Genomic DNA, 11,925 nt, shown 5'->3' with positions numbered 1-11,925 from the left:
TCCGTTAAATCGAGAGGTCATAATGGATAACCGTAAATTGAGTCGCCTGCGCCGCTGGGCGCGGGAAGGGATCATACTCATTCTGCTTACGCTGGCGGTCATGTGGGGTGTGGATCAATACCGAAAGCCGTCATTACCCGCCAGCTTTAGCGCAACGCCAATGCAGAGCATCGACGGTAACATTCACGATATCGCGGCGCTCAGCCAGGAGCGCCCGTTGCTGATTTACATCTGGGCAACCTGGTGCAGCATCTGTCGCTATACAACTCCTGCGGTCGATAAGCTGGCAAAAGAGGGCGGTAACGTCGTGAGCGTTGCCATGCGCTCCGGTGATAATGCAAAGCTTGCCCGCTGGGCTGAAAAGAAAAACCTGAGTATGCCGGTGATTAACGATGCAAGCGGCGCCTTGTCGCAGCAGTGGCAGGTGAGCGTAACGCCAACGCTGGTGATAGTGTCAAAGGGGAACGTTGTCAGCGCCACAACGGGCTGGACGAGCTACTGGGGATTGAAAATCAGAATGTGGTGGGCAGGCGTATAAAGATAACCCCTCTCCCGACGGAAGAGGGGTTTTGTATTACTTAGCCAGAACTTCCTGCGCGGTGCGCTCAACCAGCGACAGCAGGATTTTGATATCCTCCAGCGTCACGGTTGGGTTCAGCAGGGTCAGCTTCAGGCAGGTGATGCCGTTGTGCTCGGTCACACCAACGTTTGCACGGCCGGATTCCAGCAGCGCATCACCAATTTTCTGGTTCAGCAGGGCGATGCCCGCGTCGTCCGTCTGCACCTGTCCGCGGAAGCGGAACAGCACGCTTGCCAGCTGAGGCTGCATAACCAGTTCCAGAGCAGGCTGCTCCTTCACGTAGGCCGCAACCTGCTGCGCCAGCATCACGCCGTGATCGATGATTGCCGCGTATTGCTCCTGACCCAGCGCTTCCAGACTCATCCACAGCTTCAGCGCGTCGAAACGACGAGTGGTCTGCAGGGATTTGGACACCAGGTTAGGCACGCCCGCTTCTTCGTCGAACTCGGAGTTCAGGTATGCCGCCTGATAGCGCATCAGCTCATAGTGACGCGCTTCTTTCAGCAGGAACGCGCCGCAGCTGATGGTCTGGAAGAACTGCTTGTGGAAGTCCAGCGTTACGGAATCCACCAGCTCGATGCCGTCCAGATAGTGACGATACTGCTCAGACATCAGCAGCGCACCGCCCCAGGCCGCATCAACGTGTACCCAGATGTTCTGCTTCGCCGCCAGTTCAGCGATCGCGCGCAGTGGGTCGATCGCACCGGCATCGGTGGTACCCGCCGTTGCGACAATCGCCAGAATCTGTTCGCCGTTCGCGTTGCACTGCTCGATTTTCGCCGCCAGATCGGTCAGATCCATGCGGGAGAATTCATCCGTTTTCACCTGCACCACGGACTGGTAGCCCAGACCCATCAGCGCCATGTTTTTCTGTACGGAGAAGTGCGCGTTTTCGGAGCACAGTACGCGGATCTTGCGCAGATCGCCCACCAGGCCGTCCTGCTGTACGGAGTGACCCTGACGTGCGAAGAACGCGTCGCGGGCCAGCATCAGGCCCATCAGGTTGCTCTGGGTACCGCCGCTGGTGAAGACACCCGCGTCGCCAGCCTGATAACCCACGCGGGTACGCAGCCATTCGATCAGTTTGATCTCAATAATGGTTGCGGACGGGCTTTGATCCCAGGAGTCCATACTCTGGTTAGTGGCGTTGATCAGCACTTCCGCCGCCTGGCTTACCACCAGGCTTGGGCAGTGCAGGTGCGCCACACACTGCGGGTGATGGACGGACAAGCTGTCTTTCAGGAAGAACTCAACGGCGCGTTCAATCGCCGCTTCGTTGCCCAGCCCTTTCGGGTTGAAATCCAGCTTAATACGGTCGCGCAGCTCCGCGACCGTTTTGCCCTGGTACATCTCAGGCTGTTTCAGCCACTGCATCACAGCCTGAGTGCTTTGTTCAATCGCCTGCTGGTAAGCTTCAATGCTCTGCGCAGAGGAGAACAAAATTGGGTTTGAATCAGACATCGTAATCAACTACTCCGGTTACGCCGGGCGAACGCCCGCAGCAAGCAGTGCCTGCTCGAATTTATCCAGGAAGATTTTCAGCTCTTCGTCGCTGATCAGCAAAGAAGGCAGCAGACGCAGAACGATACCGTTACGGCCGCCACGCTCAAGAATCAGACCGGCTTCGAAGCACTTCTTCTGGATTAGCGCAGACAGCTCGCCGTCGCCAGGGAAGCAGCCCATGTGGTCAGCGGCTTCGTGTGGCTTAACGATCTCGATACCGATCATCATGCCCAGACCGCGCACGTGACCGATGACCGGATAACGTTTCGCCATCTCTTTCAGCTGGCCTTTCAGCCATTCGCCCTGTGCAGCCACTTTGCCTGCGATGTTCTGGTCTTTCAGGATTTTCAGCGTCGTCAGACCGGTTGCCATCGCCAACTGGTTGCCACGGAAGGTACCGGTGTGGTGACCTGGCGCCCATGCGTCGAACTGCTTTTTGATACCGAGCACGGCCAGCGGCAGACCGCCACCCACTGCTTTAGACATCACGATGATGTCTGGCTCGATGCCCGCGTGTTCGAAGGCGAAGAATTTACCGGTACGGGCAAAGCCTGCCTGAACTTCATCGAGGATCAGCAGAATGCCGTGTTCCTGAGTCACTTTACGGATGCGCTGCAGCCACTCAGCCGGAGCCGGGTTCACGCCGCCTTCACCCTGAACGGCTTCCAGAATCACCGCAGCAGGTTTACGCACGCCGCTTTCGACGTCGTTAATCAGGTTGTCGAAGTAGTAAGTCAGCGCTTTCACGCCCGCTTCACCACCGATACCCAGCGGGCAACGGTACTCGTGCGGGTAAGGCATGAACTGCACTTCTGGCATCATACCGTCAACCGCTTCTTTCGGTGACAGGTTGCCGGTCACGGACAGTGCGCCGTGGGTCATACCGTGGTAACCACCAGAGAAGCTGATGATACCGCTACGACCGGTTACTTTTTTCGCCAGCTTCAGCGCCGCTTCAACGGCGTCGGCACCGGATGGACCGGTGAACTGCAGGCAGTACTCTTTGCCCTGACCTGGCAGCAGAGAGAGCAGGTATTCAGAAAACGCGTCTTTCAGAGGCGTAGTCAGATCCAGAGTGTGTAACGGCAAGCCGCTGGTAATGACATTTTGGATGCTTTTCAGCACATCAGGATGGTTATGGCCAAGCGCAAGGGTCCCTGCGCCTGCTAAACAGTCAAGGTATTCTTTATTATCTGCATCGGTGATCCACACGCCTTCTGCTTTAGTGATGGCTAAAGGCAGTTTGCGCGGATAACTCCTGACGTTAGATTCAAACTCGGCCTGACGGGCCAGATAGGTTTCGTTGCTTTTGTGGGCATCTACGGTGTCAATACGGACTTTATCCGTCATCATATCACTCCTACAACCGCCGCTTCGCTATGAGCAACGATTGAATAAAAAGTTAAAAAACAGATGGGGGCCTGAAAAAAACGCCGCCAATATAGAGCCTTTTGCCACGGGGCTCAATGGTTAATTTGTTTACTGTTTTGTGACAGAAGGCACAGGCGAGGAAATATCCCCTTTTTTAAAAGGAGGATTGCACTTTATAACCAATAAAAACATTGTGTTACGTCGTATTTATCTGGAGTGTAAAGGCATGGAAAAGAGTGTGACAAATCGTGCCATCGGCGGAGATAAAAAAGAGGATAGCTGCCTTTTTACCCCCTTATTTCTGCGTCGTCAGCGAAAAGCGGCGATCACACGGCATGCATAATGGAATCACGCTTTAAAAAAGGACTTTCAACGCGCGTCGTTTCCCGATGTTGTTCACCGTTAATAATGTGCAGAGCGCTCAGGCGACCAATTTCGTAGTGGGGCAACTGAACCGTTGAAAGAGGGGGCAAAAATAGCTCGCCAATGCCCACCATATTGTCATAGCCGAGAACCGCGACATCTTCAGGGATGCGAAGCCCTTGCGCCAGCAGCGTCTGGTATACCATAAACGCGATACGATCGTTACCGCAGATAACGGAGTCAAACCGGGGGATGCCATTCTGGATGCGCGCCAGCAATGCGGACGGAATATCACGATAATGCTCATCCCCGAGCGCCATATACTCATGTTCCAGACTGTCCGGGTCGATCCCGGCTTCACGGCAGGCGCGTTCCAGCCCCTGGCGGCGTCGGGTTGTGGCCAGATGACCCGCGGGTAAATGCAGGCAAAGAGGCCGTCTGTAGCCCTCCGCCAGTAACTTCCTGACGGCAGAGTACTGCCCCTGTTCATCATCCGGGATATAGCTGGCGACCTTTTCATCGACGCTTTCGCAGTTGGCCAGCACGCAGGGAAGGGTAAGCAGCTTGGCGGGAAGCGGAACCTGACGTAACCCCATCGTGGTGTAGATAATCCCGTCAGGCCGGTGGGAGAGGAGAAGGTCGACGATGGTATCCGGGTTGTCATCGGTAAACATATTCATCACGAAGCTGTTCCAGCCGTGCATTCGGGCCGTCTCTTCAATGGACAGCGTTATCTCCACCGAGAAAGGTGTCGTCACCGTATCAAGCGCCAGCACGCCGATGGTTTTAGGCGATGCATGCGCACCGCGTATTTTCTTGGCGGACAGATCGGGAACGTAGCTGGTCTGCTCGATAGCCAACTGAACGCGCGCCAGCGTTTCCGGTTTAAGGCGTTCCGGGCTGTTAAGCGCGCGGGAAACCGTCATCAGCGATACGTTAGCCAGCTTTGCGACATCCTTCAGGGAAGCCATTTTCTTACTCCGTTAATGCTCTGTGTTAGAGGGTATACAACTAAGTCGCTGATGTAAAAGGAAGGCTGATGCCCGGCTCAGGTCATGCTTACCTCAGTGATGAATATTTGATCGCGATCTCATCCCCTTAATGTTAACGTTAACTTTAGTGATTAACATCTTAAATCTTAACTAAACAGCATGAGAAAGAATCAATGTTAACGTTACCATTCAGGCATTCCTCCAACATGAGAATGCCATGATGAAAACGCATCACTCTCACAGCTACCCTTTACTAAGCGCATTACTGTTTTTCTTTTTTGTCACATGGTCATCTTCCGGCTCGTTGCTCTCGATCTGGCTTCATCAGGAAGTGGGCTTAAAAGCGGGGGACACCGGCGTTATCTATGCTGTGCTTTCCGTCTCCGCGCTGTGTGCGCAAATTTGTTATGGATTTATTCAGGACAAGCTCGGTTTGCGAAAAAATCTGCTCTGGTTTCTGACCTGCCTGCTCATTCTTTCCGGCCCGGCCTTTTTGCTGTTTGGTTACCTGCTGCAGATTAACGTGTTACTCGGCAGCATTTTCGGCGGGATTTTCATCGGCCTGACGTTTAACGGCGGGATAGGTGTGCTGGAATCCTATACTGAACGCGTGGCCCGCCAGAGCCAGTTTGAGTTCGGCAAGGCGAGAATGTGGGGATCGCTTGGCTGGGCGGTGGCAACCTTTTTTGCGGGGCTCCTGTTTAACATCAATCCGAAGCTGAATTTCGCTGTCGCGAGCTGCGCCGGGCTGGTGTTTTTTGTTTTGCTGGCACGTCTCAGGGTCTCTTCTGCACCGCACGCCATGCAGGAAGCGGTGTCCGGTGGCAAGGTGACGCTGGAAGATGCATTGCGCCTGCTGACGCAGCCTCGTTTCTGGGCGCTGGTATTTTTCGTTATCGGCACCTGTATTTATGGCGTTTATGACCAGCAGTTCCCGGTCTATTTCTCCTCCCAGTTCCCGACGTTGCAGGAAGGGAATGCCATGTACGGCTATCTCAACTCCTTCCAGGTTTTCCTTGAGGCGGCGGGCATGTTTTGCGCCCCGTGGCTGGTGAACCGCCTCGGCGCGAAAAACGGCCTGATTTTCGCGGGAATGGTGATGGCAATGCGTATGGTGGGATCGGGTCTGGTTGAGGGGCCGGTGCTCATCTCCATTACCAAGCTGCTGCATGCGGTTGAACTGCCCGTATTGCTGGTTTCGGTATTTAAATACAACAGCCTGCATTTTGATAAGCGGCTCTCCTCCACCCTCTATCTGGTGGGCTTTGCCTGCACAAGCTCGGTGATTGCTTCTGTCCTGTCGCCGCTGGCAGGTTACAGCTATGAGAAATACGGCTTTGCCCAATCCTATCTCATTATGGGCCTGTTGGTTTTCAGCACCACGCTGATCTCTATTTTTCTGTTGCGCTCAGGTAAGTCCTCCTCTGACCCGCTCATGCCGCAACCCTCTACTATCTGACTAAAAGAGTAAACAAATGACGTATTCCATCGCCAAAGCTGAACAGGAATTGCAGGCCAGACAAGGCAGTCTTAACCTGCGCTGGTATCCGCGTTACCACCTCGCCGCGCGTGCCGGCTGGATGAACGATCCGAATGGTCTGGTGTGGTTTGACGGCTGGTATCACGCCTTTTACCAGCATCATCCGTACTCAACCCAGTGGGGGCCGATGCACTGGGGCCATGCGCGCAGCAAGGATTTAGTTCACTGGGAACACCTTCCGGTGGCACTGGCACCGGAAGGGCCAGAAGACAAAGACGGCTGTTTTTCCGGGTCGGCGGTGGTGGATGGCGATACGCTGGCGCTGATTTACACCGGACATAAATTCCACGGCGATCCTGATGATGAGGCTAATCTCTACCAGGTGCAGTGCCTGGCCACCAGCCGTGATGGCGTCCATTTTTCCCGGCAGGGAACGATCGTTGATACGCCGCCTGGCCTGCATCACTTCCGCGATCCGAAAGTGTGGCGCGAAGGGGAGTACTGGTACATGGTGGTTGGCGCACGGGAGGGTGATACGGGCCAGGTGCGCGTATACCGTTCTGCCGACCTGCGCGAGTGGCTGGATATGGGAGTGATTGCGGTAGCCGAAAAAGAGATGGGGTATATGTGGGAATGCCCGGACTTTTTCACCCTCAATGGTAAACGGGTGCTGATGTTTTCACCTCAGGGGCTGGCGGCAGACGGATTCAAAAATCGTAATCTCTTCCAGAGCGGCTACCTGCTTGGCGAGTGGCAGCCCGGTCAACCTTTCGTGCGTGAAGGAGAATTTGAGGAGATGGACCACGGGCATGATTTCTATGCACCACAAAGTTTCCTGACGCCCGACGGTCGTCGTATTGTTATCGCCTGGCTGGACATGTGGGAATCGCCCCTGCCGGAACAGCAGGATGGTTGGGCGGGCATGCTCTCTTTACCGCGTGAAATGACGCTCAGTGCAGATAATCGTCTGCAAATGCGGCCGGCCAGAGAAGTGGAAAGCCTGCGCGGGGCATGGTTCCCCTGGCCGGTGAGTACGCTTAATAATCAGCAGATCGCTCAGGTGGAAAGGTGCGACGCGATGGAGGTCATTCTGCAGTGGGATTGCGCCAACAGCAGCGCGGAGCAGTACGGAATTCGCCTTGGCGACGGATTACGCGTTTACGTCGATGCGCAGGTGCAGCGTCTGGTGCTTGAACGCCATTATCCGGAGTATGGCTTGTGCGGTACCCGAAGCGTCGCGCTTAACCTGAACGAAGCGCTAAACCTGCGCCTGTTCTTTGACAGCTCGTCGGTGGAGGTGTTTGTTAACGAGGGGGAGGCGTGCCTGAGCAGCCGCATTTACCCTGGCGAAGGGGCGCGCGAGTTGGCGTTGTTTGCCTGGACGGGGACGGCATCGCTCATTGAGGCCGGGGCGTGGCAACTAGAGTAAATGGGTTACGTCAGAAAAATCCAGTAATGTCAGCAAATAATAAAGGCGACTGATGTCGCCTTTAGTTTTATTTAATCTTTCTGGCGTAGCCCTGGAACTGTCCATCTTTACTCACCGCTAATTTGCCCTTAGCAGGATAGTAAATAAAGGTGTATAACCCTTGCGAATAGACCTTTGCCTGAGGCTCGTTTTCATCCAGCGCGCCCAATACGCCGTCAACATCCAATATCTCTCCTTTAATGGTGATCTTCATCCCTTCCCATTTAAAGGCGTGAGTCGCTTTAGCTGCCTGAGCATGTTGTTTCGCGTCTTTCTTAGCCCAGAGACCCGTACCCGCAGCGGCATCACGCGCGTTCGCCCATGCTGCATTTTGTGCGGATTCATTGTAGGCATTCTGGCGGTTTTGCTCAGCCAGGTAGCAGGTATCTTTGCTGATCCCCTGGCGCTCGCAATCGGCCATGCGCTGAGCAGATGAGGTACACGCAGAAAGCAGGATGGCAGCACCAGCTATTAATACCGCCAGGAGTGACTTTTTCATTTCAAAAATACCTTAATACGATAGAAGGATGTTTAATAACCGCAAATATAATAAGCCTGATACATAATACCTAACCATGCGCCAACGATAATAAGCATCAGGTACAATATTACAGAGATAGCAATGTATTTTGTCATGCTGCTTATTTATTAAAAACCGATCCCTACGCCGACTGAAGCACCCATGTTATTTGCGGTATCATCAGAGAAGCTCACTTTACCAATCATATGTTCGTTAAAGTTAACAGACGCCCCAACCGCTAAAGCGCTTTCACCGTTGTACGTCGCACCGCCAGCCGAGAACATCACGCGCTGATTCGTTTGCACCTGTGGTAAACCGGCCATCGCCATCGCGCCGCTGATACCTGCGTTTGCTTCCTTCTTATTATTATCGACTTCCTCACGCAGCGATTTAAATTGCTGGTTAGTGTTATTATTCAGTGCCTGTAATGTCTGTTTGGTCGCCAGCAGCTCCTGAGCCTCGGCCGTAACCGCCTGGCTATTAGTAGCGACTTTAGCCTGTGTTGCCGTGTCTACCTGCGTGCGTGTCACGGTGGTCATCACGCCATTTTTTCCATCTTTGCCGTCCTGACCGTCTTTACCATTCGCTCCGTCACGTCCGTTAATTCCGGCAACGCCCTGTGCACCTGTCGCGCCGGTATCGCCTTTATCACCCTTAGCGCCGTCCTGACCGTCTTTACCATTCGCTCCGTCACGTCCGTTAATCCCGGCAACGCCTTGTGCGCCTGTCGCGCCGGTATCGCCTTTATCACCCTTAGCGCCGTCTTTTCCATCAACGCCGTTAGTTGGTTTTGGTGCATTCTCAAGAGCTAACAGGCGGCCATCTTGCAAGGTGTTAATAGTTTCAATATTAGTAATTGCAGCTCCGTTAGTCAGCACGCCCTGTAACGCCGCATCACCTTTTTTATTAGCGGTGTCAGCAAGAGCGCCTGCTAATTTAGCTTCCTGATCGACACCAGAAACAGAAGTCTGAAGAGAGGAAATATCATTGGCGTTAGTGTTGATATTATTTTTACTTACGTTGATCTCGTCTTGCATGCGATCGCGATCGCCTTGTAAGTTATAGATTTGCCCGTCTTGCGTTACATTTTCAGCTTTCATGTTATCCAGATTATAAGCGGTATTATTAGTTCCGTGAATCTGGATAAAAGTACCTGAATTGAATACGTTATCGTTAAGGTTAACGTTTACATCAGCTGCTTGAGTTACATTCATAGAGCCAGTAAAAATAACACCAAATACAAAAGCAGCAACGGCATTTTTAACAACTTTCATTTGAAAAGCACTCATCATTTAAAAAGTCAAAATGGGTAAGGCTAGCTATCCTGGCGTGTTGATGTAACGTCTGGTTACGCCTGATTAGAAATAACGGGATTACGTAGAATTTTGAATAAATCACTTAATTCGTAACGTGCAGTAACTATCAATTAATGCGAGCTTTTGGATATTGATTTAAATCATAAATGGCATGAATAGCTAAAGTGGATTTGTAAGGGGTGATGCAAAATATCTCAATGTTTACATTAACTTATAAGGCGTTCAGTCAAATGCGCGTTTCACGTTAAGCCCTTGATTGAGAGGCTAAATGTTTAGCAGGGTTAAACGGTTTGAAACTCACTTTTTATTTCGTTCGAAATAAGAATTAATGATTAATGAAACATAAAATAGACTGACTGAAAGCGAAAAAATTTTATCCTGGTAAAGCTCTTTCTTAACCGCTAAAAAAGAGGGGTGTTTTTTGAATGTAATGAAAATGTTATAGAGAATAGTGTTGATTCAAAGGAGTGGAATGATAGCCCTGTAATTATCGCTGCCAGCCTTCTCTTTCCCTCTTCCTCTGGGTGAAGAAGAGATCCCCGACAGGACGCTTGCGTCAGCAAGCAACTTCCCCTAATCTGGCAAAAAGTAAGTCAATTCTTACCAAATGACTCGGGGTGCCCTTCTTTGTGAAGGCTGAGAAATACCCGTATTACCTGATCTGGATAATGCCAGCGTAGGGAAGTCAGATGCCTTCCCGGTCATCGCTTCTTCACGCAAGGCAGGAGCGAACCCATGCAGCCTGACCTGCTCGATTTACACGTTTTACACCACTTCCGCACCCGTTGTCCGCTTACCCATTGTATGACCAACGATGTCGTACAGACCTTTACGGCCAACGTTTTGCTGGCACTTGGTGCATCCCCTGCAATGGTGGTTGAGGCCGAAGAAGCTGAACAGTTCGCCGCCGTCGCTGACGCGCTGCTGGTTAACGTCGGGACGCTGACTGCGCCGCGCGCGCAGGCGATGCGTCGGGCAATAGAAAGCGCCGTAGCGGCAGGCAAGCCCTGGACGCTGGATCCGGTTGCCGTGGGCGCCCTGACGTTCCGCACCCGTTTTTGCCATCAAATCCTTGCCCTGCAACCGGCCGCCATTCGCGGCAACGCTTCAGAAATCCTGGCTCTGGCGGGAATGAGCGCGGGCGGGCGCGGCGTCGATACAACCGACACCGCGGCCAGCGCGCTACCTGCTGCTCAGGCGCTGGCCCGGCAAACCAATGCCATCATAGTGGTCACCGGTGAAGTGGATTACATCACTGATGGGCAATGCACCCGCACGGTTACGGGAGGCGATCCGCTGATGACCCGCGTGGTGGGAACCGGATGCGCGCTTTCTGCCGTCGTAGCGGCCAGCTGTTCGCTGCCGGGGGACAGGCTGGATAACGTTGCCGCCGCTTGTGGATGGATTAAGCGAGCCGGAACGGCAGCCGTTACGCGCTCGCGCGGGCCAGGCAGTTTTGCCGCCGCGTTCCTGGATGAACTTTACACGCTGGAGGAGCAGGCATGAAGCGGATTAACGCCCTGACCATAGCCGGCACCGATCCCAGCGGCGGCGCGGGCATCCAGGCCGATCTGAAAACCTTCTCGGCCCTTGGCGCGTACGGCTGCTCAGTGATTACCGCGCTGGTGGCACAAAACACGCGCGGTGTACAGTCGGTCTACCGCATCGAGCCGGATTTTGTTGCCGCACAGCTGGATTCGGTGTTCAGCGATGTGCGTATTGATTCCACCAAGATCGGCATGCTGGCCGAAACGGACATTGTGGAAGCGGTGGCCGAACGGCTTAAGCGCTATCAGGTGCAAAACGTGGTGCTGGATACCGTCATGCTGGCAAAAAGCGGCGATCCGCTGCTCTCCGCCTCCGCCGTCGAGACGTTGCGCAATAAGCTGCTGCCGCAGGTAGCGCTCATCACGCCCAATCTTCCGGAAGCCGCCGCGCTGCTGGGCGCGCCTCATGCGCAAACTGAACGGGAAATGAAAGAGCAGGGCAATGCGCTGCTGGCGATGGGCTGCGGGGCGGTGCTGATGAAGGGCGGGCATCTGGATGATGCTGAAAGCCCGGACTGGCTTTTTACCCGTGACGGCGAAATGCGGTTTACCGCCCCGCGCGTGCAGACCAAAAACACCCACGGCACAGGGTGCACCCTCTCAGCCGCGCTGGCGGCGCTGCGCCCGCGGCATGACGGCTGGGCCGATACGGTACGCGAAGCGAAAACCTGGCTTTCGGCGGCGCTGGCAAAAGCCGATACTCTGGAAGTCGGTCACGGTATTGGGCCGGTTCATCATTTTCATGCGTGGTGGTAACCCAGTATACTGGCAGGAAACACCACGCC

The 11,925-nt window shown here is 53.8% G+C and carries 10 protein-coding genes and 1 riboswitch; of the genes, 5 read left to right on the top strand and 5 right to left on the bottom strand.

What is annotated here, in order from left to right; all coding sequences use genetic code 11:
* Nucleotides 1-22 precede the first annotated feature (22 nt).
* A complete protein-coding gene (locus HBM95_15175) occupies nt 23-538 on the top strand; it encodes a protein disulfide oxidoreductase (GenBank protein ID NIH44269.1) in 516 nt (171 codons plus the stop codon).
* 36 nt (nt 539-574) lie between these two features.
* On the opposite strand, the gene HBM95_15170 is transcribed toward HBM95_15175, so the two are convergent.
* The 3 genes from HBM95_15170 to HBM95_15160 form a co-directional block, all read right to left on the bottom strand.
* Nucleotides 575-2,041 carry an aspartate aminotransferase family protein gene (locus HBM95_15170; protein ID NIH44268.1) on the bottom strand — a complete coding sequence of 489 codons (1,467 nt, stop codon included), beginning with the start codon at nt 2,039-2,041 and terminating at the stop codon, nt 575-577.
* A gap of 18 nt (nt 2,042-2,059) precedes the next feature.
* Nucleotides 2,060-3,436: a diaminobutyrate--2-oxoglutarate transaminase gene (locus HBM95_15165; GenBank protein NIH44267.1), complete on the bottom strand. Its 1,377-nt coding sequence runs from the start codon at nt 3,434-3,436 to the stop codon at nt 2,060-2,062.
* Nucleotides 3,437-3,780: 344 nt separating this feature from the next.
* The gene (locus HBM95_15160; protein NIH44266.1) at nt 3,781-4,788 is read right to left on the bottom strand and encodes a substrate-binding domain-containing protein; all 1,008 of its coding nucleotides are present in this window, start codon (nt 4,786-4,788) and stop codon (nt 3,781-3,783) included.
* A 238-nt stretch (nt 4,789-5,026) separates the two neighbouring features.
* Here HBM95_15160 and HBM95_15155 point away from each other — a divergent pair, with 238 nt between their 5' ends.
* On the top strand, nt 5,027-6,268 hold the full coding sequence (locus HBM95_15155; GenBank protein ID NIH44265.1) for an MFS transporter: 1,242 nt from the start codon (nt 5,027-5,029) through the stop codon (nt 6,266-6,268).
* Nucleotides 6,269-6,284: 16 nt separating this feature from the next.
* Complete coding sequence (locus HBM95_15150; GenBank protein ID NIH44264.1) at nt 6,285-7,718, top strand: glycoside hydrolase family 32 protein; 1,434 nt, start codon at nt 6,285-6,287, stop codon at nt 7,716-7,718.
* Between the two features lie 67 nt (nt 7,719-7,785).
* On the opposite strand, the gene HBM95_15145 is transcribed toward HBM95_15150, so the two are convergent.
* Together HBM95_15145 and HBM95_15140 are read right to left on the bottom strand one after the other, a co-directional pair.
* A complete protein-coding gene (locus tag HBM95_15145; GenBank protein ID NIH44263.1) occupies nt 7,786-8,256 on the bottom strand; it encodes a hypothetical protein in 471 nt (156 codons plus the stop codon).
* 149 nt (nt 8,257-8,405) lie between these two features.
* On the bottom strand, nt 8,406-9,092 hold the full coding sequence (locus HBM95_15140) for a hypothetical protein (protein ID NIH44262.1): 687 nt from the start codon (nt 9,090-9,092) through the stop codon (nt 8,406-8,408).
* A 1,104-nt stretch (nt 9,093-10,196) separates the two neighbouring features.
* Nucleotides 10,197-10,293: riboswitch (TPP riboswitch) on the top strand.
* Nucleotides 10,294-10,328: 35 nt separating this feature from the next.
* Here HBM95_15140 and thiM point away from each other — a divergent pair.
* Both thiM and thiD read left to right on the top strand, forming a co-directional pair.
* Entirely contained in the window at nt 10,329-11,099 is a 771-nt protein-coding gene (gene thiM / locus HBM95_15135) for a hydroxyethylthiazole kinase (protein NIH44261.1), read from the top strand.
* Nucleotides 11,096-11,896 (top strand): bifunctional hydroxymethylpyrimidine kinase/phosphomethylpyrimidine kinase, encoded by an 801-nt coding sequence (gene thiD / locus HBM95_15130; protein ID NIH44260.1) that lies wholly within the window; start codon nt 11,096-11,098, stop codon nt 11,894-11,896. Before thiM ends, thiD begins: the two co-directional genes overlap by 4 nt.
* Nucleotides 11,897-11,925 lie beyond the last annotated feature (29 nt).

Origin of the sequence: Enterobacter asburiae (assembly GCA_011754535.1) — a bacterium.
Classification (GTDB): Bacteria; Pseudomonadota; Gammaproteobacteria; order Enterobacterales; family Enterobacteriaceae; genus Enterobacter; species Enterobacter cloacae_N.
The sequence above is the reverse complement of the archived record's forward strand: the minus strand, read 5'-3'. Positions and strand labels throughout refer to the sequence as shown.

What these genes read in the sequence shown, in the direction of transcription:
- thiM (NIH44261.1), top strand. Translation starts at nt 10,329, where the DNA reads ATGCAGCCTGACCTGCTCGATTTACACGTTTTACACCACTTCCGCACC.
- HBM95_15150 (NIH44264.1), top strand. Translation starts at nt 6,285, where the DNA reads ATGACGTATTCCATCGCCAAAGCTGAACAGGAATTGCAGGCCAGACAA.
- thiD (NIH44260.1), top strand. Translation starts at nt 11,096, where the DNA reads ATGAAGCGGATTAACGCCCTGACCATAGCCGGCACCGATCCCAGCGGC.
- HBM95_15175 (NIH44269.1), top strand. Translation starts at nt 23, where the DNA reads ATGGATAACCGTAAATTGAGTCGCCTGCGCCGCTGGGCGCGGGAAGGG.
- HBM95_15165 (NIH44267.1), bottom strand. Translation starts at nt 3,436, where the DNA reads ATGATGACGGATAAAGTCCGTATTGACACCGTAGATGCCCACAAAAGC.
- HBM95_15155 (NIH44265.1), top strand. Translation starts at nt 5,027, where the DNA reads ATGATGAAAACGCATCACTCTCACAGCTACCCTTTACTAAGCGCATTA.
- HBM95_15160 (NIH44266.1), bottom strand. Translation starts at nt 4,788, where the DNA reads ATGGCTTCCCTGAAGGATGTCGCAAAGCTGGCTAACGTATCGCTGATG.
- HBM95_15170 (NIH44268.1), bottom strand. Translation starts at nt 2,041, where the DNA reads ATGTCTGATTCAAACCCAATTTTGTTCTCCTCTGCGCAGAGCATTGAA.
- HBM95_15145 (NIH44263.1), bottom strand. Translation starts at nt 8,256, where the DNA reads ATGAAAAAGTCACTCCTGGCGGTATTAATAGCTGGTGCTGCCATCCTG.